The organism is Lentzea sp. NPDC042327, assembly GCF_040647275.1.
GTDB lineage: Bacteria > Actinomycetota > Actinomycetes > Mycobacteriales > Pseudonocardiaceae > Lentzea.
In genome coordinates this window covers 13,418-36,369 of record NZ_JBEZBX010000002.1, presented here as the reverse complement: position 1 = coordinate 36,369, position 22,952 = coordinate 13,418, and the positions used below count along the sequence as shown (strand labels likewise).

General features: G+C 70.2%; 25 protein-coding genes and 1 tRNA gene. 10 read left to right on the top strand and 16 right to left on the bottom strand.

The features are described from left to right. Positions 1–4: 4 nt before the first annotated feature. Positions 5–895 carry a Gfo/Idh/MocA family oxidoreductase gene (locus AB0A63_RS03940; protein ID WP_360385078.1) on the top strand — a complete coding sequence of 297 codons (891 nt, stop codon included), beginning with the start codon at positions 5–7 and terminating at the stop codon, positions 893–895. 27 nt (positions 896–922) lie between these two features. Here AB0A63_RS03940 and AB0A63_RS03935 read toward each other — a convergent pair whose 3' ends face one another. The 4 genes from AB0A63_RS03935 to AB0A63_RS03920 are packed head-to-tail and all read right to left on the bottom strand — an operon-like array spanning position 923 to position 3,380. Then, the gene (locus AB0A63_RS03935; RefSeq protein WP_360385076.1) at positions 923–2,119 is read right to left on the bottom strand and encodes a hypothetical protein; all 1,197 of its coding nucleotides are present in this window, start codon (positions 2,117–2,119) and stop codon (positions 923–925) included. 11 nt (positions 2,120–2,130) lie between these two features. Next, positions 2,131–2,733: a hypothetical protein gene (locus AB0A63_RS03930; protein WP_360385074.1), complete on the bottom strand. Its 603-nt coding sequence runs from the start codon at positions 2,731–2,733 to the stop codon at positions 2,131–2,133. 42 nt (positions 2,734–2,775) lie between these two features. Beyond that, positions 2,776–3,228, bottom strand: coding sequence for a RidA family protein (locus AB0A63_RS03925; RefSeq protein ID WP_360385072.1), 453 nt, complete (start codon positions 3,226–3,228; stop codon positions 2,776–2,778). Then, complete coding sequence (locus tag AB0A63_RS03920; RefSeq protein WP_086668176.1) at positions 3,225–3,380, bottom strand: DUF4177 domain-containing protein; 156 nt, start codon at positions 3,378–3,380, stop codon at positions 3,225–3,227. The genes AB0A63_RS03925 and AB0A63_RS03920 overlap by 4 nt, the downstream gene beginning before the upstream one ends. A gap of 69 nt (positions 3,381–3,449) precedes the next feature. Between AB0A63_RS03920 and AB0A63_RS03915 the strand changes: the two genes are divergently transcribed. Genes AB0A63_RS03915 through AB0A63_RS03905 form a run of 3 tightly spaced genes read left to right on the top strand, consistent with a single transcriptional unit; the run spans position 3,450 to position 5,859 of the window. Next, a complete protein-coding gene (locus AB0A63_RS03915; protein ID WP_360385070.1) occupies positions 3,450–3,701 on the top strand; it encodes a hypothetical protein in 252 nt (83 codons plus the stop codon). A gap of 44 nt (positions 3,702–3,745) precedes the next feature. Beyond that, entirely contained in the window at positions 3,746–4,738 is a 993-nt protein-coding gene (locus tag AB0A63_RS03910; RefSeq protein ID WP_360385068.1) for an ArsA-related P-loop ATPase, read from the top strand. After that, a complete protein-coding gene (locus tag AB0A63_RS03905; protein WP_360385066.1) occupies positions 4,735–5,859 on the top strand; it encodes an ArsA-related P-loop ATPase in 1,125 nt (374 codons plus the stop codon). Before AB0A63_RS03910 ends, AB0A63_RS03905 begins: the two co-directional genes overlap by 4 nt. Before the next feature lie 33 nt (positions 5,860–5,892). On the opposite strand, the gene AB0A63_RS03900 is transcribed toward AB0A63_RS03905, so the two are convergent. Then, positions 5,893–6,183, bottom strand: a complete 291-nt coding sequence (locus AB0A63_RS03900; protein ID WP_360385064.1) for a WhiB family transcriptional regulator — start codon at positions 6,181–6,183, stop codon at positions 5,893–5,895. A 237-nt stretch (positions 6,184–6,420) separates the two neighbouring features. On the opposite strand from AB0A63_RS03900, the gene AB0A63_RS03895 reads away from it, so the two are divergent. After that, positions 6,421–8,862 (top strand): penicillin-binding protein, encoded by a 2,442-nt coding sequence (locus AB0A63_RS03895; RefSeq protein ID WP_360385062.1) that lies wholly within the window; start codon positions 6,421–6,423, stop codon positions 8,860–8,862. A gap of 61 nt (positions 8,863–8,923) precedes the next feature. Here the strand turns inward: AB0A63_RS03895 and AB0A63_RS03890 are convergent, their stop codons facing one another. From AB0A63_RS03890 to AB0A63_RS03880, 3 genes are all read right to left on the bottom strand, one after another. After that, a complete protein-coding gene (locus AB0A63_RS03890; RefSeq protein ID WP_360385060.1) occupies positions 8,924–9,400 on the bottom strand; it encodes a DNA starvation/stationary phase protection protein in 477 nt (158 codons plus the stop codon). A gap of 16 nt (positions 9,401–9,416) precedes the next feature. Further along, positions 9,417–9,839, bottom strand: a complete 423-nt coding sequence (locus AB0A63_RS03885) for an organic hydroperoxide resistance protein (protein WP_325512784.1) — start codon at positions 9,837–9,839, stop codon at positions 9,417–9,419. Positions 9,840–9,918: 79 nt separating this feature from the next. Further along, on the bottom strand, positions 9,919–10,494 hold the full coding sequence (locus AB0A63_RS03880) for an NAD(P)H-dependent oxidoreductase (protein WP_360385058.1): 576 nt from the start codon (positions 10,492–10,494) through the stop codon (positions 9,919–9,921). Between the two features lie 65 nt (positions 10,495–10,559). Between AB0A63_RS03880 and AB0A63_RS03875 the strand changes: the two genes are divergently transcribed. Beyond that, positions 10,560–11,612, top strand: coding sequence for an alpha/beta hydrolase (locus tag AB0A63_RS03875; protein WP_360385056.1), 1,053 nt, complete (start codon positions 10,560–10,562; stop codon positions 11,610–11,612). Here the strand turns inward: AB0A63_RS03875 and AB0A63_RS03870 are convergent. Both AB0A63_RS03870 and AB0A63_RS03865 read right to left on the bottom strand, forming a co-directional pair. Continuing rightward, entirely contained in the window at positions 11,588–12,781 is a 1,194-nt protein-coding gene (locus AB0A63_RS03870; RefSeq protein WP_360385054.1) for an MFS transporter, read from the bottom strand. The two genes, AB0A63_RS03875 and AB0A63_RS03870, sit on opposite strands and share 25 nt — an antisense overlap. An 84-nt stretch (positions 12,782–12,865) precedes the next feature. After that, positions 12,866–14,677, bottom strand: coding sequence for a prolyl oligopeptidase family serine peptidase (locus AB0A63_RS03865; RefSeq protein ID WP_360385051.1), 1,812 nt, complete (start codon positions 14,675–14,677; stop codon positions 12,866–12,868). Between the two features lie 79 nt (positions 14,678–14,756). On the opposite strand from AB0A63_RS03865, the gene AB0A63_RS03860 reads away from it, so the two are divergent. Then, the gene (locus AB0A63_RS03860; protein ID WP_360385049.1) at positions 14,757–15,236 is read left to right on the top strand and encodes a GAF domain-containing protein; all 480 of its coding nucleotides are present in this window, start codon (positions 14,757–14,759) and stop codon (positions 15,234–15,236) included. Between the two features lie 15 nt (positions 15,237–15,251). On the opposite strand, the gene AB0A63_RS03855 is transcribed toward AB0A63_RS03860, so the two are convergent. Continuing rightward, positions 15,252–15,473: a hypothetical protein gene (locus AB0A63_RS03855; RefSeq protein WP_360385047.1), complete on the bottom strand. Its 222-nt coding sequence runs from the start codon at positions 15,471–15,473 to the stop codon at positions 15,252–15,254. Positions 15,474–16,490: 1,017 nt separating this feature from the next. Here AB0A63_RS03855 and AB0A63_RS03850 point away from each other — a divergent pair. Next, on the top strand, positions 16,491–17,219 hold the full coding sequence (locus AB0A63_RS03850) for a hypothetical protein (RefSeq protein ID WP_360385045.1): 729 nt from the start codon (positions 16,491–16,493) through the stop codon (positions 17,217–17,219). A 16-nt stretch (positions 17,220–17,235) separates the two neighbouring features. Continuing rightward, positions 17,236–17,688, top strand: coding sequence for a PIN domain-containing protein (locus AB0A63_RS03845; protein WP_360385043.1), 453 nt, complete (start codon positions 17,236–17,238; stop codon positions 17,686–17,688). A 243-nt stretch (positions 17,689–17,931) separates the two neighbouring features. On the opposite strand, the gene AB0A63_RS03840 is transcribed toward AB0A63_RS03845, so the two are convergent. Beyond that, positions 17,932–18,005 (bottom strand) — tRNA-Pro (locus AB0A63_RS03840). Between the two features lie 18 nt (positions 18,006–18,023). Continuing rightward, positions 18,024–18,977: a metallophosphoesterase gene (locus AB0A63_RS03835; protein ID WP_360385041.1), complete on the bottom strand. Its 954-nt coding sequence runs from the start codon at positions 18,975–18,977 to the stop codon at positions 18,024–18,026. 68 nt (positions 18,978–19,045) lie between these two features. Between AB0A63_RS03835 and AB0A63_RS03830 the strand changes: the two genes are divergently transcribed. Beyond that, positions 19,046–19,516: a GatB/YqeY domain-containing protein gene (locus tag AB0A63_RS03830; RefSeq protein WP_360385039.1), complete on the top strand. Its 471-nt coding sequence runs from the start codon at positions 19,046–19,048 to the stop codon at positions 19,514–19,516. A gap of 33 nt (positions 19,517–19,549) precedes the next feature. On the opposite strand, the gene AB0A63_RS03825 is transcribed toward AB0A63_RS03830, so the two are convergent. The 3 genes from AB0A63_RS03825 to AB0A63_RS03815 all read right to left on the bottom strand — a co-directional run bounded on the left by AB0A63_RS03825 (position 19,550) and on the right by AB0A63_RS03815 (position 22,918). Continuing rightward, a complete protein-coding gene (locus AB0A63_RS03825; RefSeq protein ID WP_360385037.1) occupies positions 19,550–20,722 on the bottom strand; it encodes an MFS transporter in 1,173 nt (390 codons plus the stop codon). Positions 20,723–20,783: 61 nt separating this feature from the next. Beyond that, positions 20,784–22,181: a gluconokinase gene (locus tag AB0A63_RS03820; protein WP_360385035.1), complete on the bottom strand. Its 1,398-nt coding sequence runs from the start codon at positions 22,179–22,181 to the stop codon at positions 20,784–20,786. Then, on the bottom strand, positions 22,178–22,918 hold the full coding sequence (locus AB0A63_RS03815; RefSeq protein WP_360385033.1) for a class I SAM-dependent methyltransferase: 741 nt from the start codon (positions 22,916–22,918) through the stop codon (positions 22,178–22,180). The genes AB0A63_RS03820 and AB0A63_RS03815 overlap by 4 nt, the downstream gene beginning before the upstream one ends. Between the last annotated feature and the right edge of the window lie 34 nt (positions 22,919–22,952).

Below are 22,952 nucleotides of genomic sequence, written 5' to 3'. Positions count from 1 at the left end.
GCAAGTGGACGAACAGCTGCGCGTAGGACTCGTCGGTGCCGGACCGTGGGCGGAGATGGTCCACGCCCCCGGTCTCGCCAACCACCCCGGCACCCGGCTCGCCGGCGTCTGGGCCCGCAGGCCCGAGGCGGCGCACCGGCTCGCGAACGCCCACGGCACCGAGGCGTTCGAGTCCTACGAGGACATGTTGTCCACTGTGGACGCAGTCGCGTTCTGCGTGCCGCCGGGCGTGCAGGCGCCGATGGCGATCACGGCGGCGAACGCGGGCAAGCACGTCGTCCTGGAGAAGCCGATCGCCGAGTCCGCGGACGTGGCCGAGCGGCTCGCGCAGGCCGTGAGCGACGCGGACGTGGCGTCGCTCGTCGTGCTGACCCGCCGCTACGCCCCGGAGACCAAGGAGCTGCTCAGGCAGCTGCACCGCACCGGCGGCTGGACCGGCGCGGACGGCCGCTGGCTGACCGGCGCGCTGCTCGACGGGCCGTTCTCGAACTCGCCGTGGCGGCACGAGAGGGGCGCGCTCGACGACATCGGCCCGCACGCGTTCGACCTGCTGGACGCGGCACTGGGCGAGATCACCGACGTGCTCGCGGCGAACGTGTCGGAGACCGGGCTGTGGCAGCTGATCCTGCAGCACGCGGGCGGTGCGACGAGCACGCTGACGCTCACCCTGTCGTTGCCGTTGCAGCCGCCGTTCACGGACTTCACCGTGTTCGGGCCGAACGGCCACCGCACGCTGAACGGCCGCGACACGTCCACTTCCGACTGCTACACGAACCTGCTCGACGACTTCGTGGCGATGGTGCACAGCGGCACCACCACCCACGAGTGCGACGTGCGCCGCGGCCTGCACCTGCAGAAGGTCATCGACCTGGCGCGGCGCAAGGCCGGGGCGTGACGTCCGCCCCGGGAGCACGAGTCGCCCTCACTGCTGCTGGTGCCCGTTGTTCGTGGCCCCGAACGCCGACTGACGCGCCGATGACCGGTCGATCTGCCAGCGACCGGCGTCGGACGTCTTCGCGCCGGACTGCTCGCGCTGCGCCAGCTCCTCGTGCAGCTGCTGCAGCAACGCGCGTTCGCGTTCGCTGAGGTTCGCGTCCACACCGGACGACTCCGCGGGCGGTTCGGCCAGCGCGGCCTGCAGGGCCGCCAGCTCGTCGCCGCGCAGTTCCATGGTGACCTCGGCCCGGTTGATCGGGGTGGGCTCCGGCAACGCCTCCGGCACCGGCTCCAGCTCCACCACCGGTTCCAGCTCCACCACCGGTTCCGGCTCCGGTTCGGGCTCCGGCTCGGCCGGGGCCACGGAGATCCGCTTCACGGGCTTGGGCGGGAAGGGCTGCGACCCCTCCAGGGACGGCGTGCGGGCAAAACGTGAGCCGGACTCCTCCACCACTGGCTCCGGCGCCGGTGTCGGCTCGGCCACCGGCGCCGGAGCGGGAAGTTCTTCCGACTGGTCGAACCAGGTGGGCTCGTGCCCCACGCCCGCGGGTGCCGGTGGTGGCATCGACGCCACCTGCGCCCCGGAGATGGGCACCGGACGCGAGGACGTCACGGCGGAGGCGTGGTAGTCGCCCAGCTGCGTGCCGACGGCCAGCACCTCGACCGCGGCCCGGATGCCCGCCTTGCGCAGCACCGTGTCGACCCGGTACGCGGTCGCGGGCGCGAAGCCCTGCGGACCCACGTCCACGAGCACGACCCGCTGCGGCAGCGGACCGGGGGTGGCCCCGGCCGGCGAGGAACGCCAGACGCAGCGCACCGCGCGCACGTCCGGCAGCACCGACACCGCGCGCGACAGCAGCGGGCCGAGGTCCGCCGCCGGGTCGGAGTCGGAGGTGAAGCGGTGCCGGATGAACGGCAGCACCTCGACGACCGGCATGCGGTCGGTCAGGCTCGCGTCGGAACGCACCTCGTGCAGCGCCCACGTGATGGCGGCCCGCTCGTCGGGCAGCACGGGGATGCCGCCTGCCAGGAGCGTGCCGACGAGGAGCTCGACCGCGCGGTCCAGCTCTCCGACGGCGAGGAACTCGCGCGCCTTCGACAGGGCGTCGTCGTCGACGCGCCCGGCCATCGACAGCAGGAGATCGTGCAGACGGACCGGCAGGCCGACACCGTCGTTCGTCACGGCAACTCTCCTTAGCTGAGCACCAGGTGCTCCTCGGACTCGGCGCCGGCGCATACCAGCTCCGATGCCGCCAGCGCCGCCCGGTGGTAGGGCGGCAGGTCCAGACCGGACGGCACGACCTCGACGCACGGGTCGGGCTCGCCCAGCGCCCGCAGCACGCGCTGCAGCTCGCCGGTCAGCCTCGCGTGACCGGTGGTGGCCGCCACCAGCAGGACGCGGTTGACCCCCTCGGGGCCGATGCGCCAGCAGGAACGGACCTCACCGACCCCGTGGCGGCCTCGCAGCGTGGCACCGAGCACGACGGTCGCGGAATCCCCCATCGGCACCCGATCGGGTGATTCCGGGGAGAAGGTGTAGTCGGTGGGGGGCAGTTCGTCCAGCCCTTTGACCGAACTGACGGCTCCCGGCTCGGCCCCGTAGGGCACGAGCGCGTCCTGAAGGAGGCGCATCTCGTGGTCGGTCAGCGGGATGCGCCCGTGCAGCAACGTGCGCGGCAACGACCGCGCGAGCACCGCGTACGCGTCCGAGGCCGCCCAGTCCCGGTACCGCCAGAGCAGGTCGTCCGGAATGCGTCCGGCGAGCCGCAGCAGCAGTTCGTGGCACGTGTCCGACATGTCACACCCTTCAGCGGAAACCCGGGACGGGGACCGGGAGACTCAGACCTCGACGACCAGTTCGACCTCGACCGGCGCACCGATCGGCAGCTCGGCGACGCCCACGGCGGAACGGGCGTGCTTGCCCGCGTCACCGAAGATCTCCCCCAGCAGCTCGGACGCCCCGTTCACGACACCGGGCTGACCGGTGAAGCCCTCCGCGGAGGCGACGAAGCCAACAACCTTCACGATCCGCTTGATCGAGTCAACGCCCACGAGGTCGTGGACCGCCGCCAGCGCGTTCAGGACGCACGTCCGGGCGTAGGCCTTGGCCTCCTCCGGGGAGACGTCGGCGCCGACCTTGCCGGTGGCCGGGAGCTGGCCGTCGACGAACGGCAGCTGGCCGGAGGTGAACACCCAGGACCCGCTCTGCACGGCCGGGACGTAGGCGGCGAGCGGGGCGGCGACGCCGGGGAGCTCGATGCCGAGCTCGTCGAGGCGAGCGGACCAGGTCATGCCTTCACCCGCTTCAGGTACGCGACGTGCTGCTCACCGGTGGGGTTGGTCAGCACGGTGACCAGCTCCCAGCCGTCCTCGCCCCACTGGTCGAGGATCTGCTTGGTGGCGTGGATCAACAGCGGAACGGTCGCGTACTCCCACTTCGTCATGCGCGGAAGCCTAACCCGCCACCCGAACGACCTCTGCGCGGTTCCGGCCGATCGGGCTACCTTGATCACATGGAGACCTGGCGCGTCATCGCCACCGGCGCGTTCGCGGTGGGCGGGCTGGTGCTGGTGCTCGTCGCCATGGCCCAGGTGCGGGACCGCAAGCACAGCCAGCGGGTGCAGGTCCGGCAGGCCGGGCTGATCGGGCTCGTGGTCGTGGCCCTCGTCACGCTGGGCATCGCGTTCTTCCTGCCGTCGGTCGTGGCGTGGGCGTTGGTCGCGGCGACCGCCATGGCCGTTCTCTTCCTCACCCTGGTCGATTGACCGACCGATCCACGTCCGGCCGGATTCACACATAGTCTGGACGGGTGACGTCGTGGACCGAGGAGCTGACCAGAGCCCGTCTGCACGTGGTCTCCGGCAAGGGCGGCACCGGGAAGACCACGGTCGCGGCCGCGCTGGCGCTCGCGCTCGCCACCGGGGGCCGCCGGGTGCTGCTGGTGGAGGTGGAGGGCAGGCAGGGCATCGCCCAGCTCTTCGACCGGGCCCCGCTGCCCTACTCCGAGGAGCGCATCGCGTCCGCGCCGGGCGGCGGTGAGGTGCACGCGCTCGCCGTGGACGCCGAGGCCGCGCTGCTGGAGTACCTGGCGATGTTCTACAACCTCGGCTTCGCCGGCCGGACGCTGCGCAAGATGGGCGCGATCGAGTTCGCGACCACCCTCGCCCCCGGCCTGCGGGACGTGCTGCTCACCGGCAAGGTGAAGGAGACGGTCAACCGCACCGGCGACGGCGGCAGGCACTGCTACGACGCGGTGGTGCTGGACGCGCCGCCGACCGGCCGGGTGGTGAAGTTCCTGGACGTCACGAAGGCCATGGCCGACCTCGCGAAGGTCGGGCCGATCAAGGGGCAGAGCGAGGGCGTGGTGCGGCTGCTGCACTCCGGTGACACGGCGGTGCACCTGGTCGCGCTGCTGGAGGAGATGCCGGTGCGCGAGACGCTCGACGCGGTCGCCGAGCTGGACGCCGCGGACCTGCGGCCCGGCGCGGTGCTGGTGAACCGGGTGCAGCCGACGCGGCTGCCGGCCAGGTCGCTGCCCGCGGCGGCGGACGGCAGGGTGGACGCGGCACGGGTGCGCGCCGGGCTCGTGGCGGCGGGGCTGGACCTCGCGGAGGAGACGCTGGACGACCTGGTGGACGAGACCGTCGAGCACGCCATCCGGGTGCGCTCGCAGCAGGAGGCGATGGAGCTGCTGCGCGAGTCGGACCTGCCGACGCTCGACCTGCCGGAGCTGACCGACGGGGTGGACGTGGCCGCGCTCTACGAGCTGGCCGAGGTGCTGGTCGCGGCGGGTGTGCGGTGAACAGGCTCGACTTCGACCCGCTGCTCGACGACCCGGCCACGCGCGTGCTCGTGTGCTGCGGGTCGGGTGGTGTCGGCAAGACGACGACGGCGGCGGCGCTGGCGCTGCGGGCGGCCGAACGGGGCCGGCGCGTGGTGGTGCTGACGATCGACCCGGCACGCCGGCTGGCCCAGTCGCTCGGGCTGCGGGAGCTCGACAACCACCCGCGCGAGGTCGTCGTCGACGGCTTCGAGCCCAAGGGCGAGCTGTTCGCGATGATGCTGGACATGCGCCGGACGTTCGACGACATGGTGCTGACCCACGCCGGGCGCGACCGGGCCGACCAGATCCTGTCGAACCCCTTCTACCAGACCATCTCGTCGTCGTTCTCCGGCACGCAGGAGTACATGGCGATGGAGAAGCTGGGCCAGCTGGTGGCCGCGGACGAGTGGGACCTGATCGTCGTCGACACCCCGCCGAGCCGGTCGGCGCTCGACTTCCTGGACGCGCCGCAGCGGCTGTCCACTGTGCTCGACGGCAGGTTCATCCGCATGCTCTCGGCACCGGCGCGCGCCAGCGGCCGGGGCCTGTTGAAGATCGTCGGCACCGGTTTCAGCCTGTTCACGCGCGCGGTGTCGACGATCGTCGGCGGCCAGCTGCTGCAGGACGCGTCGACGTTCGTGCAGGCCTTCGACAGCATGTTCGGCGGGTTCCGCGAACGGGCCCAGCGCACGTACGAGCTGCTCCGCTCGCCGGGCACCGGTTTCGTGGTGGTGGCGGCGGCGGAGCCGGACGCGCTGCGCGAGGCCAGCTACTTCGTGGAGCGGCTCAGCGCGGAGAACATGCCGTTGTGCGGGCTCGTCGCGAACAGGACCCACCCCGTGCTGGCGGCGGACCTGCCCGCGGCGAAGGCCCACGCCGCGGCGGACGACCTCGACCGTTCCGGTGAGGCGCCGCTCGCGGCGGCGGTGCTCCGGCTGCACGCGGACCGGGTGGCGGTCGCCGATCGGGAGAAGCGGCTGCTGGCCCGGTTCACGCGTGCCCACCCCGGTGTCGCCCTGGTCGGCGTGCCCGCGTTGCCCGCGGACGTGCACGACCTCGACGGCCTGCGCGAGATCGGCCGCCGGCTCGCCGGGGAGTAGAGCCTCGTTGATCTTTTGTGCGGAGCCGCGGAACTAGCCGACCCGCGTGTCCTCGTGGTGTTCCTGGCGCGCATTGTCGAGCAATTCGTACCAGGACGTCACGTCGGGACGGCGACGCAGGAGAGCGCGTCGTTCACGCTCCGTCATGCCGCCCCAGACACCGAACTCGATCCTGTTGTCGAGCGCTTCGGCCAGGCATTCCATGCGCACCGGACAACCGAGGCACACGAGCTTCGCCTTGCGCTGCTCCGCACCGCGCACGAAGAGCTGATCCGGCTCCTCATCACGACACGAAGCGTTGATACGCCAATCCCCCTGGTTCATATCCCCCACTCCTCAGTGCTGTCCAAATGTGGAAATCCGCCACACCCCTGCCACGGATGCCGTAGCGTTCGAGCTACGACTGCATTCCTTGGACGTTGACGGACTGTAGTGCCGTTCGGTTCCCCTTCCAAGCCTGGGTCACCCGACTGTTACCTGTCTTGCGTATGTCTACTCATGCTGAGTAACGGCCCTTACTGATCACCTTCACCCGTTCGTGTACGGCGTACGCTGAGGCGCGTGCGAGTCAGGAATGGCGTGCTCAAGATGCTCGGCCTGTGCCTGCTGGCTGGGGTTCTCCTCGCCGGCATGCTGTTCCCAGTCGTGGGCGCGACCGGTCTGGTGTCGAACCGGGCCAGCGACACCGTGGACAGCATCTCCGCCGACCTCGTGACCACGGACCCACCGCTGATCACGACGGTCACCGACAGGGAGGGCGCCCCGATCGCCTACCTGTACGACCAGTACAGAGTCCTGACACCGCCCGAGAAGATCTCGCCGACCATGAAGGCGGCGCTGATCTCGGTCGAGGACCGCCGGTTCTACGAGCACCAGGGCGTGGACTGGAAGGGCACCATCCGCGCCGGTCTGACGAACCAGGTCAGCGGCGCCGTGACGCAGGGCGCGTCCACGCTGACCCAGCAGTACGTCAAGAACTACCTGGTCCACGTCGTGGCGCGGAACAACAAGCTGGAGCAGGCCAAGGCGCAGGAGCAGACCATCGCGCGCAAGATGCGCGAGGCCCGGATCTCCCTGCAGCTGGAGCGGAAGCTGGGCAAGGAGGAGATCCTCGCCCGCTACCTCAACGTCGTCCCATTTGGTTCGACCATTTACGGGATCGCGGCGGCCGCCCAGGCCTACTTCAACACCACGCCCGACAAGTTGACGGTTCCCCAGGCCGCGATGCTCGCCGGAATGGTCAACAGCCCGTCAGCGCTCGACCCCGAAGCGTATCCGGACAAAGCGCTGGAGCGGCGCAACAAAGTGATCGACAGGATGGTCGAGAACGACAAGCTGTCGCGCGACGCGGGTGAGGCGGCGAAGAAGGAAGGCCTCGGCCTGGCGAACCCGGTGCGCACCCCGCCGAACGGTTGTGTGGGCGCCGGACCGGAAAACGGCTTCTTCTGTTCCTACGTCGTGAACTACCTGCAACGCGCGGGTTTCAGCGAAGAACAGCTGCGCACCGGCGGCTACACCGTCCAGACCACTTTGGACAGAGGGATCACCGCGCAGGCCAAGGCGGCGGCGGAGGCGGGGGTCGCCAAGGGCACGCCCGGGATCGCGAACACCATGGCCGTCGTGAAGCCCGGCAAGGAGCGCCACGACGTGCTCGCGCTGGTGGCCAACCGCGACTACGGCCTGAAGGCCGACCTGAACCAGACGACGTTCGACCTGCCCAGCGGCGTGGAGAACAAGTTCGGCGCCGGCTCCGTCTACAAGGTCTTCACCGCCGCCGCGGCGCTGGAGAAGGGCCTGGGCATCGAGAACACCATCGCGACGCCGACGTCCTACACCTCGCGGGTCTTCAAGGGCGGTGCCCAGCGCTGCCCGAGCACCGGCGAGCCCAGCACCCGCTGGTACTGCCTGTCGAACTTCGACTCGAGCTACCCGTCGTCGATGTCGTTGCAGCAGGCGTTGCAGACCTCGCCGAACACCGGCTTCGTGATCCTCGAGGAGCAGACCGGCATGGACGCCGTGGTCGACATGGCGTCGCGGCTGGGCATGCGCGACACGATGGCGACGAACCTGCAGGGCATGCGGCCGGACCCGAAGGCCAAGGACAAGCAGAACCGCATCTCGCAGACCGAGTTCTACAAGCAGAACGGCGGCAACGCCTCGTTCACCCTCTCGCCCGCCCCGGTGTCCACCCTGGAGCTCGCGAACGTCGCCGCGACCATCGTGTCCGGCGGCAAGTGGTGCCCGCCGACCCCGCTCGCGAAGGTGCTCGACCGCAACGGCAAGCCCGTGCCGGTCAACGAGGCGCCGTGCGAGCAGGTCGTCAACGAGGGCCTGGCCAACGGCCTGGCGATGGGCATGAGCAAGGACGACCTGGGCAACGGCACGGCCGCGGCCGCCGCCCGCGCGTTCAAGTGGACCCGCCCGATGATCGGCAAGACCGGCACCACCGAGGAGTACAAGTCGGCCGCGTTCATCGGCGCGACCCCGGACTTCGCCGGTGCGGTGCAGACGTTCAACGACGGCACCGCGCCGCGCCCGATCTGCGTCGGCGGCGCACCCCGCCTGTGCGGCAACGGCAACATCTTCGGCGGCACCGTCCCGGCCCGCACGTGGTTCGACACGATGTCGAAGGTCCACGGCGACCTGCCGGTGTCGCAGCTCGCGCCGGTCGAGCAGCGCTACCTCAAGGGCGGCCGCGAGATCCAGATCCCGGACGTCGTCGGCCGCCAGGTCAACGACGCGGTGCGGGTGCTGGAGCAGGCGGGCTACAAGACGAGCCAGCAGACCGTCAACTCCGAGCAGTCCAAGGGCACCGTCGTCAGCCAGTCGCCGCGCGGCAACGCGTTGCGCGGCACGGTGATCACGTTGTCGGTCTCGTCCGGCTACGTGCCGCCGCCGGTGCCGACCGAACCGACGAGCGGTCAGCCGCCGAGTCCCGGTGACCCGAACCCGGGGCCGCCGATCACCCTGCCCACCGAGCCGGGTGGACCACCCCGCAGGTAGCCGACAGGGCCCTCCCGCCGTTCGAGCGGGAGGGCCCTGGTCGTCTTCGTCCGGCTGCGTCCTAGGCGGACTGGGCCTGCCACATCCAGTGCGCCTGCTCCAGCTCCTGCGTGATGCCGATCAGCAGGTCCTGGGTGACGAGGTCCGGCTTGTCGGTCTCGTCGATGCGGGAGCGCATGCGGGCGATGAGCTTGCCCAGGGAGTTGGTGATCGCCGTGACGACCTGGTCCTCCTTCAGCCAGCCGGTCTCGATCTCGGGCACGCCGGACGACTCGGCGATGGTCCTCGCCGTGCCGTTCGGGGTGACGCCGAGAGCGGCCGCGCGTTCGGCGACCTGGTCCGCGGCGGTGCGCGCCGCGGTGACCAGCTCGTCGAGCTGCAGGTGGACGCTGCGGAAGTTCTTGCCGATCACGTTCCAGTGCGCCTGCTTCCCGATCAGGGACAGGTCGACGAGGTCGACGAGCGTTGCCTGCAGCACTGCCCCCACGGCGTCACGGTCGGCGTCGGGGAGCGGGCTGGTGATCGGGTTCTTGGCCATTGTTGAACGCGCCTCCTCAGACGGTGACGGTGAGCGCCACCTCGATGTTGCCGCGCGTCGCGTTCGAGTACGGGCAGACCTGGTGGGCCTGCTCGACGAGCTTCTCCGCGACCGCCTGGTCGAGTCCGGGGATCTTCACCGCGAGCTCGACGGCGAGCTGGAAGCCGCCGGCCCCGTTGGATCCGATACCCACCTTGGCGGTTACCTCGGAGGACGCAACTTGAACCTTCCCGGCGCGCGCGACGGCTGCGATGGCGGAGTTGAAGCACGCCGAGTACCCGGCCGCGAAGAGCTGCTCCGGGTTGGTCGCGTCCCCGCCGGGGCCGCCCATCTCCTTCGGGACCGACAGGACCTCGTCGATCACACCGTCGGAGGAGCGCACCTCGCCGTTGCGGCCTTCGCCGTAAGCAGTCGCCTCAGCCGTGTACAGCGCTTCCATTCCGCTCTCCCTTGAGTCAGTGGACGTTGCTTCCACCGGGGAGAACGCATCGCGCACGACTTATCTGCCCGATGGTGACTCAGTTCACGTCAACGGGTGACGCGTGGCGCAGCGCGAACTCGACGACCTGGCGGCCGATGACCCGCAGGTTCCGGTCGACGTCGGAGTCCGAGCAGGAGCCGTCGCCGTCGAACTTGACCTGCGCGGAGTTGATCGCGGCGCCCAGCGGCGTGGGCCACCCGCGCAGCGCATGCACGATCGAGCGGACCGCCGCGAGCGTGTTGACCGCGGCCTGCCAGCCGTAGGCGGCGGTGATCGTGCCGACCGCGCGGCCGTCGAGGTAGGGGCGGTCGTCGTCGCGCAGGTCCTCGATGTAGTCGAGGGCGTTCTTGACCAGGCCGGAGACCGTGCCGTGGTAGCCGGGCGACACGAGGATCACGCCGTCGGCCCTGCGCAGGTCCTCGACCATCTTCCTCGCGATGTCCGTGCGTTCCGGCACGGACGGGTCGTAGAACGGCAGCACCAGCTCGGGGCCGCTGTACTGGATGGTCCGCGCGCCGAGCTCGCGGGCACCCTCGAGTGCGACCCTCAGCGCCCGCTCGGACTGCGAGTCGGACCTGATCGAGCCGCCGATGCCCACCACCGTCACCGTCATGACGTCGATCCTTCCACCTCCAGATACCTGGAGATCCAGCACTACTCGCGAGTAACGTGCACCACATGTCGAACTTCCGGGCCGGCGTCCTGGCCGGCGCCCTGCGCTTCGCGTTCGGTCTGCCCGCTCCCGTGCGCCGCCTGATCGCCGGCCGCCCGATCCGGCTGGACGGTCAGGACCTGCACCCCGAGGCCCAGTTGCTGCTGCGCCTCCAGCAGCTGTCCGGCACCGGGTGGCGCACGAGGACAGCATCGGAGAGCCGACTAGACCTGGAGTTGAGTTCGAAGCTCGTCTCCGGTCGGAAGATCACCGGTGTGGATACCCGCGACCTCGCGATCGGGGAGTTCGCCGGGCGGCTCTACACGCCAGCCGGGCTGGCTCCCGGCTCCGCGTTGTTGATCTTCTACCACGGTGGCGGCTGGGTGACCGGCAGCCTGGAGAGCCACGACAACCTGTGCCGGTTCCTCGCGCGGGAGGCGGGCGTGCGGGTGCTGGCCGCGGACTACCGGCTCGCGCCGGAGCACCCGTTCCCCGCGGCGGCCGACGACGCGTCCGAGGTGCTGCGCTACGCCGTGGCCAAGGCGGAGGACCTGGGCGTCGACCCGCGCCGGATCGCGCTCGGCGGGGACAGCGCGGGCGGCAACCTGGCCGCGGTGACCGCGCACGGCGCCGAGGTCGACGTGGCGTTCCTGCTGCTCTTCTACCCCGGCGTGGACGCGTCGGTGCGGCGCCGGTCGCGGGAGGTCTTCGGCAACGGGTTCTTCCTGACCGACGAGAAGATGGACTGGTTCCTCGACCAGTACAGCTCCGGCGGCCGCGACCGGCACGACCCGCGCCTGTCGATCATGCTGGCCGACGACCTGTCCGGGCTGCCGCCGACCTACGTCGCGACCGCGGGCTACGACCCGTTGCGCGACGAGGGCGAGGCGTTCGCCGAACGACTGGCCGCCGAGGGCGTTCCGGTGGTCCTGCGCCGGCACGAGGGGTTGTTCCACGGCTTCGCGAACGTGCTCGGCGTCGGCGGGATCTTCCGCGAGGCCGTGTCGGAGGCCGTCGGAGCGCTGCGGACCGGCCTGGCCCTCGCGAACTCCGCTCAGGACGTGGCCGAGACGGCCTGACCGCGGTCGCCGGTCCGCTGCCTGCTCAGCAGCCAGCCGACACCGGCGACCACCAGTCCGGCCAGCCCCGCGACGACGAACCCGAGCGCGGGCCCGCTGTGGTCCACGGCGAGGCCCGCGAGCGGTTGTCCCGCCGCGACCCCGAACGTGAACGCCGAGCCCTGCAGGCCGAGTGCCACGCCGCGCGCGGACGGGGGCGCGAGCTTGCTGATCTGCTCGCTCGACGCGGCGATCGTGGGCGCGCACAGCAGGTTCATCGGGACCAGCGCGAGGGCCAGCAGCGCCACGTTGCCGTCGCCGAGACCCACCGGCAGCTCCAGCACCGCCATGCCCGCGAGCAGGACCACGCCTCCCGGCACGCGCCGCAGACCGCCGTAGACGAGCCCGCCGAACGCCGACGCCGCGCACATCACCACGAAGAGCACGCCGAGCCAGCTCTGCCGGCCGGCGTGCTCCAGGCTGGCGATGGCGGCGAGCTCCATGCCCGACAGCACCATCGTCGCCCCGAACGGGATGATCAGCGCCGCGACCATCGGCCCGCGCAGCCACTCCTGCCAGCGCGGCGCCGGCTCCGCGCTCACCTCGTCCTCGTGCACCAGCGGCGGGTTCACCACGTACAGCAGCACGCAGGCGAGCACGATCGCCACGCCGACGGAGACGAGCGCCAGGCCGGTCGAGAACTTCGTCGCGAGCAGCACGCCCGCCGCCGGCCCGACCATGAACGACAGCTCGACGGAGATCGAGTCGAGGGAGAACGCGGGCCTGCGCTGCGGTTCCGGCACCAGTGCCGTGAGGGCCTGCCGGCCGATCGACATCACCGGCACCGAGAACAACCCGTTGGCGAACGCCAGCGGCAGCAGCAGGGAGTAGCTCATCATCGGCGCGGTCAGCCAGAACGCGCCCTCGACGACCGCGCTGACGGCCAGGGTGGTCCGCAGACCCCTCAGGTCGATCAACCGCCCCATCAGCGGCGACCCGAGCCCGATGCCGACCATGGTCGCGAACCCGACGGCACCCGCCGCCGCGTACCCCTTGTCGAGCGAGGTCACGACGTGCAGCGTCACCGTGACACCCGCCGCCGTCGGGGCGATCCGCGCGAGCAGCACCAGCAGCATCAGCGACCGCACACCGGGCAGCGCGAGGACGGTCCGGAAGGGGGCGAGGTTCACCCCCACATCGTCACCCCGCGGGCAAGGTGATTTCCCGGCCCGGGCGGGGCCCTCCCACCGTGGCGGGAGGGCCCCGTTCCGCGGCTACCCCGCCAGGTGGCGGCGGGCGAAGTCCACCTCAGCGGCCGTCTGGCGCATGGTCTCGGCGACCACCAGCGAGCCGTGGCCCGCGTCGTAGCGGTACATCTCGTAGGTGTGGCCGCGCTCCGCGAGGGCGTCGAGGTAGTTGTCGATCTGCCTGATCGGACAGCGGGGGTCGTTCTCGCCCGCGAGGACCAGCACCGGTGCGGTGACCCGGTCGACGTAGGTGAGCGGCGAGCACTCGCGGTACAGGTCGGGCAGGTCCTCCGGGGAGCCGCCGAAGAGCGCGCGGTCGAAGGCGCGCAGCGGTTCCATCTCGTCCTCGTAGGCGGCGAGGTAGTCGGCCACCGGGACGCCCGCGATGCCGACGGCCCAGCGCTCCGGCTGGGTGCCGAGGCCGAGCAGCGTCAGGTAGCCGCCCCAGGAGGCGCCGTTCAGCACGACCCGCGCCGGGTCGGCCAGACCGGACTCGACGGCCCAGTCGTGGACGGCGGCGATGTCCTCCAGCTCGGTGAGACCGGGGCGGCCCTCGATGGCGTCGCGCCACTTCGAGCCGTACCCGGTGGAGCCGCGGTAGTTCACGTGGACGATCGCGAAGCCCGCGTCGAGCCACACGGCCCGGTAGGCGGAGAAGCGGTCCTCGTCGGAGGAGTGCGGGCCGCCGTGGACCATGAAGACGGTCGGGAACGGGCCCTCCCCCGCCGGGCGGGAGACCAGCGCGTGGACGTCGCCGACGAACACGTCCTCCAGCGGCTGCGACGTGGCCGGGCGGGAGCCGGCGGGTTCGACGAGGACGCGTTCGGTGCCGTCGGCCGACAGCGCGCGGATCACGGTCGAGTTCGACGCGGACGACCAGGAGTACTCGACGGTGCCGTCGGGGCGCACGCCGGCCGAGCCGATCACACCGGGCGCGGTGTCCAGGGTGGACAGCTCACCGGTCGTGAGGTCGTAGCGGTGCACGGTGTTGCGCGCGTGGTGCGTGTGGACGATCAGCAACGCCGAGGCGTCCGGGTACCAGTCGGCCGCGACCTCGCCCGGCAGGTCGAGGACGATCTCCTGCTCGGTGTCGGCGGCGACGTCCCACACGAGCAGCTCCTCGCGACCGCGGCGCTCGTGCAGCACGAGCAGGCGCTGGTCGCCGCGGACCGGGCTGAACGAGACGGCGTCGAGGCCCTTGCCCTTGCCGTCCCACTTCTCGGCCGCGGTGGAACCGTCCGCGGTGGAGAGCACGCGCAACGCCATGTGCCGGTTGTCGCCGTGCTCGGAGTGCGCGATGGCGACCAGCGACTCGTCCTTGGCGAGCGCGGTGACACCGGCGTCGTTCTCGTTGCGGTAGACCACCTCGGTGCGGTCGCCGCGGGCCAGCCAGACGGTGGTGCCGTCGTCGGTCGATGCGGCGACGGCCGTGAGCTCGCGGCCGATCTCCAGCCCCGCCGGGTAGCCGGCGGTCACGCCCTCCACGGCGGGCTCGGCCTTGCTGCCGTCGGCGTGGAACGGCTCGCGCACCCAGACGCCGAACTCGTCGCCGTCGTGGTCGTCGAACCACCAGATCTCGGTGCCGTCCGGGTTCAGCGTGCCGTGCGACGTGCCGTTCGGGCGGTCGGTGACCCTGCGGTGCTCGTCGGTGGCGCGGTCCCAGCAGTAGATCTCCCACACCCCGCTCGCGTTGGACAGGTACAGCGCGCGGTCGGGTGCGTCATCGGCCCAGCCGGGCAGGCTCATCCGGGGTGCGGTGAACCGTTCGCGCCACGTGGTCTCCGCGGCGGGGTCGTCGAAGAGCTGGTCCGGAACCTCTGGAGCGGGGTGCGTCGTCACAACCCAACACTAGGTCAGGGGCGGTCCGGCGGGACCGGAATCCCTGGCTGCGCGGCTTCGTGCGCGTTAACGTTGACGAATGCCCGACACGACGGAGCTGCTCGACCAGGCGACCTCGTTGGAGGAAGTGCAGCGGATCGTCCGCACGACGGCCCGTTCGCTGCTGCGCTCCCACGGCGCGACCCTCGTGCTGCTGGACGGCGACCTCTGCTACTACGCGGACGAGGACTCGATGAGCCCGTTGTGGAAGGGCCAGCGCTTCCCCGCCGCGAACTGCATCAGCGGCTGGGCGATGCTGAACCGCAAGACCGTCGTGATCACCGACATCCGGTTCGACGCGCGCATCCCGCAGGAGGCGTACCGGCCGACGTTCGTGCGGAGCCTGGTCGTGACGCCGATCCTGCGGCCGCTGCCCATCGGGGCGACCGGGTGCTACTGGGCGGTGCCGCACACCGCGTCCGAGTCGGAGACGTCGACACTGGAGGCGCTGGCCGCCGCGGCGGGCGTGGCGCTGGAGCGGTTCCCCGAGGGACTGCCCGCGCGGGGGTTCCTCAGCTAGCGCCGGTCCCACGGCTCAGCCGAGCTCTTCCTCGAAGATCCGGTCGACCTGCTTCGACGCCCGGCCGAGCGCCTTGACCGCCGCGAACACGACGACGACAGCGGCGACGACGGCGACGGTCACCCACACCGACGTCAGCAGGTACACGATCGCCAGCGCTTGCAGCACGACAACGGTCTTGGCGGCTACGACGAGCCACGACTTGTGAAGGGGTTTCGCAGCGGTGGCGGAGTTCATGGAGCGTCTCCCGATTTGTTCAACAAGTGCCGAACACGTCGTCCAGCTTGTCGCGTCGATCTTGGCGCCTGTTACGCAACGTGACTTGAATCGTCAACCTTCACTCGTAGGGGCTAACGCTACGTGGCCGTTCCGCATGTTTGACCTGGAACGATGGCGCTGTGACCGTGAACTCACGGTGACTGCTGCGGCCGTCCGTGTCGATACGTGTCGCCCGATCGTGTGATGTTTGAGCGTGGAGTCACTACTTTTTTCCGGGAAGTGCGGGACCTTCGACTCTGCGCATCAGACCGTGTCCCAGCGAGGCCCGCAGCAGCCGCCGGCGGTCGGCGCCGAGAGCTCGTGCGAACGCAAGGTGGCTGCCTGTGGCGGCCAGCCTCACGCCGCACGGTCTTTGCCACACGCACAAGACGCTGCTCGTGGAGCTCGGAGTGCCCAGGCCGCTCCAGGACGAGCGCATGGGGCATCTGGACAGCACCGTGCGGGGGCGCACTCGCACGTGACGCAGACGATGCGGGATCGGCTCATGGCGGACCTCACAGAGGTCTGGAAGGAGGCGTTGGAGCTACGACGGGCGATGAACCCTAGGTCTCCGATTGTGGCGCTTGGCAAGCTTCTCAGGACCACTTGAGGCCGTCGCTTCACGCCTTTGGGGGAATCGACAGGATTTCTGTGACGGTAGGGCGCGTGCTGACGTCGGACGCAACAAGACGACCCTGACCTGCTGGAACCTTCACTTTGAAGATCAGGGCCGTTGGCTCCCTATGGCGCGCTGCTGTTGCCGTAGGGCTTGCTTTTCGATCATGAAAGGGAGGTTGTCCAACCAGGCTGGGCGGACGACACTGTGGCCAGGACCGTGCAGTAGATAGCCCGTCTGAGTGATCCGGTGGCCGAAGTAACAAACGTGCGTGCACGTATCGATAGGTTCACCGGCCTGTAGTGGTGCCATCCTGGACATGAGGATGCGGAAGCTGAGGGGAGGTCAACGTGGGATCAGAGGCAGCAGAAGACGGAGCTGTGATCAATCTGGAATTGAAGGGTCCGCACGGACAGATCGACCCTCGTGCAGTCGCCGAAGCGATCGTTGCGTTGGACAAGGTCCTCCGGAGCCTTCCGCAGGATGAGCCGACACCGCTCGCTATCAGCAGCCTTTCCGTAGGTAGCGCCAAGATCGGAATCCGAGCTTCAGAGCGCGTTGCTGGCGTGATGCGCGATGGGCTTCGGGATCTGTTCCATGAGGCCGTGGTTCCGCGAGGCTGGTCGATCGAGACTGTGGCCGGCCTCTTGGAGCTCGACCAGGTACGGAAACGTGCAGGTGTTGAAGGGATCTGGCTACAGATCGATGACGCGCTTGCGCCGCTCGATGAGCAGCTGGCGCTGCACGCGCGAGAGAGCATCGAACCTCCAGCGCCTTCGCTTGGCTCTGTTCGTGGCGAGTTGTACCGGTACAACGGCCACCAGCACACAGCCGCGCTCCGCGACTACCGAACCGGCAAGATCGTGACCGTCACCTTCCCGAGTGCGCTAGCGGCCGACGTGCGGGGCGCGTTGGACCAGGAAGTCGAAGCCTGGGGCCGAGTCACGCGAAACATTCACGACCAGGTCGAGTCCATCGCCCTGGAAGGTCTGACCTCGCTAGAGACTCCCGAGTCGCGGGTATCTCTGGACGACGTGATCGGCTTGTTCGGTTCTGACTGGACAGAAGGAATGGACGCCGTGGATTGGGTTGGGCGGCAGCGTGGCTAAACCACCACCACCGCTCGTGGTGGTCGACAGCTGCGTGATCGTCGATGTGCTTGCTCCCACCGACACAGATCGGCACGCCAGGTCCGTCCAGATCCTTCGTCTCGACGGCCAGCAGCACCGCGTTCTGTTGCCAGCTCTGGTGATCGCTGAGATCGCTGGCGCTGGCCAGATACGAGGTGATGAGGGCGGAGCGGCCGAGCGCAAGCGGAGGATCGCGCTCGCACAGCAGTGGATCAAAGACAGCGAGTACCTCGTCGCTGACATCACCGAACGCGTTGCAGGACAGGCCGCACGTCTGGCGACGGATCACAACCTGAAGGGCGCCGACGCCTGCGTTGTTGCGGTGGCTCTGGCGTGGAAGTGTCCCAAGCTCTACACGTGGGACGGCGGGATTTTGAAGATCGCTGACATGATTCCTGGGCTCTCGGTCGAGCAGCCACCAGCGCACGGTCAGGGAGCGATCTTCTAGCTTGGGTCCCGCGCTGTGGGGCCCAGGTGCGGCCGTACGGCCCGTCGATGAGCAGGCTGATGGGCCTTACGGTTCACGACGCTTACTGAGCGCCTCTCAAGATGCTTCCGCGCCCCACCGAAGTGACCTCTTGGAGAGTTGTTCTCCCAAATTTCTCCCAAACCGTTTAGGAGAGGCCCTGAAGCACAAATCAGCCCCTGTCCACGTCTGCTGTGGACAGGGGCTGACCTGTATCTATCTTCATCGGGGTGACAGGATTTGAACCTGCGACCTCTTCGTCCCGAACGAAGCGCGCTACCAAGCTGCGCCACACCCCGGTGGGAACGAGTAGAACTCTACATCATGTTCTTCCCAGCTCCGAATCGGACCCCCTCATTACGGCCCTGACCAGGCATGACCGGCCTCGGAACGAGGGTCAGCAGCGAGGCCTCCGGAGGGCAGCAGAAACGCACCGGGGCGTAGGGCGAGGTGCCCATGCCGGCCGACACGTTCATCCACATGTGGGAGCCCCAGCGGGAGACGCCGCGGGCACGGCCGCGGTCGAGCTCGCAGTTCGTGACCAGGGCGCCGTAGAACGGGACGCGGAGCTGGCCGCCGTGGGTGTGGCCCGCCATCACGAAGTCGTAGCCGTCGGCCGCGAACGGGTCGAGGACGCGGGGTTCCGGGGAGTGCGTGACGCCGAGGCGCAGGGCGGCCCTGGGGTCCGGGGTGCCGGCGATGTCGGCGTAGCGGTCGCGCTTGAGGTGCGGGTCGTCGAGGCCCGCGGCGAACACGGTCTGGCCTGCGACCTCGATGGAGCGGCGGACGTGGGTGAGGTCGTGCCAGCCGCGTTCGATCATCCCGGCGCGCAGGTCGCGCCACGGGAGGGTGACGCCGTGGATGCGCTTGGTCTTGGCCGAGGGCAGCAGGTAGCGGACCGGGTTCTTCATCCGCGGGGCGTAGTAGTCGTTGCTGCCGAAGACGAAGAGGCCGGGGCGGTCCAGCAGGGGGCCCAGTGCGCGCAGGACGGCGGGGACGGCGTCCTTGTGGGCGAGGTTGTCGCCGGTGTTCACGACCAGGTCCGGGTCCAGGTCGTTCAGCGCGGCGACCCAGCGCTGCTTGGAGACCTGGTTCGGGGTCATGTGCAGGTCTGAGATGTGCAACACCCTCATCGGCTTGGCGCCGGGGGCGAGAACGGGGACCGTCGCGGTGCGCAGGGTCCAGTGCCTTCTCTCGATTCCCGCCGCGTACGCGATGGTCGCGGTGCCGAGGGCGGTCGTGGCGAGGAGCGCGCGGCCGAGCTTGTTCACGTGTCAAGGGTACGGAAGACGGATAACTCGATCGGCGCCGCATCCGGCGGGCGGTACCGTTCTGCGCCATGGCGGAGTTGAAGACGCGGCTGCAGAACGACCTGACTGCGGCCATGAAGGCCAGGGAGACGGTCACGGCCGGCGCTCTGCGCATGGCCCTCACGGCGGTGACGAACGAGGAGGTCGCGGGCGAGCAGGCCCGTGTGCTCAGCGACGACGAGGTCGTGAAGGTGCTGATGCGCGAGGCCAAGAAGCGCAAGGAGGCCGCGGAGGCCTTCGCGGGTGCGGGGCGCGCGGAGAAGGCCGAGCTGGAGCGGGCCGAGCTCGCCGTTCTGGAGGCGTACCTGCCGAAGCAGCTCGACGACGCCGAGATCGCGTCCATTGTGGACAGGGCGGTGGCCGCGCTGGCCGAGCAGTCCGGTGAGACGCCCGGCCCGAAGCAGATGGGTCAGGTCATGAAGGCCGTCAACGCCGAGGTGGCCGGTCGCGCCGAGGGTGGCCGGGTGGCCGCCGCGGTGAAGGCGAAGCTGACCTCCTGAGAACGCGAAGGCCCCTCCGCGGAGGGGCCTTCGTCAGGCCGGCACGCGGTCGCGCCGCCGGGCGAGCAGCCAGCCGATCCCCGCCACCGCCAGCCCGCCCGCGCCGACCACCACGTACCCGAGCGGTGCGCCGCCGTGGTCGATCGCCACGCCGGCGAGCGGTGAGCCGATCGCGCTGCCGATGGTGAACGCCGAGCCCTGCAACCCCATGGCGAGCCCGCGTGCCGTGGCCGGGGCGAGCCGGCTGATGTGCTCGCCGGACGCCGCGATCAGCGGCGCGCACATGAGGTTCATCGGGATGAGCAGCAGGCACAGCCACAGCACGCTGCCGTCGCCCAGTCCCACCGGCATCTCGAACAGCCCCATCAACGCCAGCAGCACGAGCACGCTCGGCGTCCGCTTCACGCCGCCGTAGACCAGGCCGCCGGTGATCGACGACGCGCACATCGCGAAGAACGCGACCCCGAGCCAGCTCTGCTTGCCGGCGTGCTCCAGGCTCGCGATCGTCGAGACCTCCATGCCCACCAGGCAGAGCGTCGCACCCGCGCACACCACGAACACCCCGACGACCGGACCGCGCAGCCATTCCCGCACCCGCGGCTTCGGGCCGTCGAGGACCTCGTCCTGGTGCACCATCGGCGGGTTCGCCGCGTACAGCAGGACACCCGCGACCAGGATCGAGATGCCGATGGAGACCAGCGCCGCGCTGGTGGAGAACCGGGTCGCCACGAACACCCCGAGCGCGGGACCGGCCATGAACGACAGCTCGACGGAGATCGAGTCGAGCGACAGCGCGACCCGGCGCTGCGCCACCGGCACCAGTGCGGTGACGATCTGCCGGCCGACCGACATCATCGGCACGCTGAGCAGGCCCACGGCGAACGACGCCGCCAGCAGCACCCAGTACGACATCAACGGCGCGACCAGCCAGAACGTGCCCGACGCCGTGACGCTCAGCGCGAGCATCGTGCGCAGGCCGCGTTCGTCGATCAGCTTGCCCATCAGCGGGGCGCCCAGCCCCATGCCGACGGTGCCGGCCGCGCCGACCAGGCCGGCCGCGCCGTAGCCCTTGTCCAGCGTGACGGCGACGTGCAACGTGAGGATCACGCCGGTCGCCGCCGACGGCATCCGCGCAAACAACATCAACAGCACCAGCGGGCGGACCCTGGGCAGCGCGAGGACGTGTTTGAACGGGGCGAGGTTCACACCCCATGCTTACTTTGCCTGGCTAATGATTTAACAGCGCGTTTTCTTGATGTACTCAAGATCACACGGAGTAGAGGTCCTCCAGCGCCCGGTAGGCCTTCGCCACGAACGGCCGGGCCATCGCGTACCGCGTGATCGCGTCCGGGTCCGGCGTGATCGTCCTGATCGGCCGCACGAGGTCGACGGTCAGCGACTCGATCACGTCCAGCGACCGCCACGCCAGCAGCGCGGCGCCCACGGCCGAGCCGCCGCTGTCCTCGGTGAGGTGCAACGGCATCCCGAGCGCGTTCGCCAGCACCTGCGCCCAGACCTGCGCGCGGAACGCCCCGCCGGTGATCCGGATCGACTCGACCAGCGGAACGGCGTCGAGCACGAGCGCGAGCTGCTGGCAGGCGCCCTCGACGAGGGCCTTGGTGATCTGCGCCGGCGTGTGTTCGCGGCGCAGGCCGAGCAACGCGGCGTGCGCGGTCGGGTCCCACCACGGCGCGCGTTCGCCGAGCAGGTACGGCAGCGCCACCAGCCCGTCGGAGTCGGCGTGCAGCGCCTGGTCGAGCAGGTCGCCGACCGGGACGCCGAACGTCTCGGACGCCCACTGCGCGACCACGCCGCCGTTGCTGATCGCCCCGCCCCGCACCCACAGCCCCTCGGCGATGGCGTAGCTGAACGTGCGGCCCTGGTCGTCGATGCCCGGTCCCAGCTGGGCCACCCGCAGCGCACCCGAGGTGCCGAGCGACACCGCCCCCGCGCCGGGCGTGGCCGCGCCGACGCCGAGGTTGCCCAACGGCCCGTCGCCACCGCCGACGACGACCGGAATCCCCTTGCGCAGTCCCGGGATCTCCGCGGTCAACGGCGTGGCGTGCGTGGGGTCGACGAGCGGCGGGAGCTGGTCCGCGGTGACCCCGGCGAACTCCAGCGACGGCGCGTGCCACTGCAGCGAGTGGATGTCCATCAGGCCCGTGCCGGAGCCGGACGAGTGCTCGTTCAGCAGCACGCCGGTCAGGTGCAGGTGCACGAAGTCCTTGATCTCGCACCACTTCGCGGCCCGCACGCCGTTCTCGTGGAACCAGGCGAGCTTCATCAGCGGCGTGAACGAGTGGATCGGCGCGCCGGTCATCCGGTGCAGCTCGCGCCCCTCCTCGGTGCCGCGCAACCGTTCCGTCTGCTCGACCGCGCGGTTGTCGGCCCAGCTGAGCGACTCGGTGACGGGCCTGAGGTCCGCGTCCAGCCCCATGATCGTGTGCATCGCGCCGGTCAACGCGATGGCGCGCACGTCGTCGGAGGCCAGCTCGCGCAGCGCGTCGAACGCTGCCGCGAGCACCACCAGCGGGTCGTGCGTCGCCTCAAGACCGCTGGTGCGCATGGGATATCTGCGCTCGGTCGAGGCGACCACGCGCGCCTGCTCGTCCACCGCGACCACCTTCGTGGCCGTGGTGCCCAGGTCGACCGCCAGGACGATCACGACTCGCCCCTCGCCGCGCTGAAGACCGCGAAGCTCGGCGAGGTCCGCAGCGGTTCCCAGAACTCGGCGCCGCGGTCGTCGTCCGGCAGCACGACGGGGTGGCGCGTCACGTCCGCGAGCCCAGCACGCCGCAACGCCTCGTCGAACACGCCGCGCTCCCAGAAGAAGGAGTCGAAGTCGAACGGCGGGTCGCCCAGCACGTGCACGCAGACCGGCTGCTTGACGTCCATCGGCCCGGTGCGGGTGATCTCGTAGCCGTAGCGGCCGTACTGCGCGAACAGGTCCCAGTCGCCGTCCGGGTTCGGCACCACGACGACGATCCGCCCGCCGGGCGCGAGGTTCGCGGTCAGGTTGTCGATCATGACGTCGAGCGCGCGCACGTCGTCGGCGTACCCGAGCAGCCACACGGCCGTGACGACGTCGAACTCGCCGAGCACCGGCAGGTTCGTGGCGTCGTGCTGGGCGTAGGTGATGCCGCGCGGCTCGCGGTCCTCGACGTACCGGGCGTAGCCGACCATCTCACCGGCCGAGTCGACGCCCACGATCCGCGTCGCACCGAGGTCGTGGAAGAGCCGCGGGTAGAACCCGGTGCCGCAGGCCACGTCCAGCACGCTCCGGCCGCGCACGTCCCCGACGGCCGACAGCAGCGTGGCGCGTTCGGCCAGTCCGGTCGGGATGTGCTTGGCGCGCTCGTAGACCGCCCCCAGCGCGTCGTACTGCTCGTCGCTCTCCGCCATGCCGACCACCCTAGGTGGGCGGGTGGCGGCGGAA

Bases quoted from the DNA above. Each gene is read 5' to 3' on its own strand.
- AB0A63_RS03930 (WP_360385074.1), bottom strand. From the start codon at position 2,733: ATGTCGGACACGTGCCACGAACTGCTGCTGCGGCTCGCCGGACGCATT.
- AB0A63_RS03925 (WP_360385072.1), bottom strand. From the start codon at position 3,228: ATGACCTGGTCCGCTCGCCTCGACGAGCTCGGCATCGAGCTCCCCGGC.
- AB0A63_RS03920 (WP_086668176.1), bottom strand. From the start codon at position 3,380: ATGACGAAGTGGGAGTACGCGACCGTTCCGCTGTTGATCCACGCCACC.
- AB0A63_RS03915 (WP_360385070.1), top strand. From the start codon at position 3,450: ATGGAGACCTGGCGCGTCATCGCCACCGGCGCGTTCGCGGTGGGCGGG.
- AB0A63_RS03900 (WP_360385064.1), bottom strand. From the start codon at position 6,183: ATGAACCAGGGGGATTGGCGTATCAACGCTTCGTGTCGTGATGAGGAG.
- AB0A63_RS03890 (WP_360385060.1), bottom strand. From the start codon at position 9,400: ATGGCCAAGAACCCGATCACCAGCCCGCTCCCCGACGCCGACCGTGAC.
- AB0A63_RS03885 (WP_325512784.1), bottom strand. From the start codon at position 9,839: ATGGAAGCGCTGTACACGGCTGAGGCGACTGCTTACGGCGAAGGCCGC.
- AB0A63_RS03880 (WP_360385058.1), bottom strand. From the start codon at position 10,494: ATGACGGTGACGGTGGTGGGCATCGGCGGCTCGATCAGGTCCGACTCG.
- AB0A63_RS03875 (WP_360385056.1), top strand. From the start codon at position 10,560: ATGTCGAACTTCCGGGCCGGCGTCCTGGCCGGCGCCCTGCGCTTCGCG.
- AB0A63_RS03860 (WP_360385049.1), top strand. From the start codon at position 14,757: ATGCCCGACACGACGGAGCTGCTCGACCAGGCGACCTCGTTGGAGGAA.
- AB0A63_RS03855 (WP_360385047.1), bottom strand. From the start codon at position 15,473: ATGAACTCCGCCACCGCTGCGAAACCCCTTCACAAGTCGTGGCTCGTC.
- AB0A63_RS03830 (WP_360385039.1), top strand. From the start codon at position 19,046: ATGGCGGAGTTGAAGACGCGGCTGCAGAACGACCTGACTGCGGCCATG.
- AB0A63_RS03815 (WP_360385033.1), bottom strand. From the start codon at position 22,918: ATGGCGGAGAGCGACGAGCAGTACGACGCGCTGGGGGCGGTCTACGAG.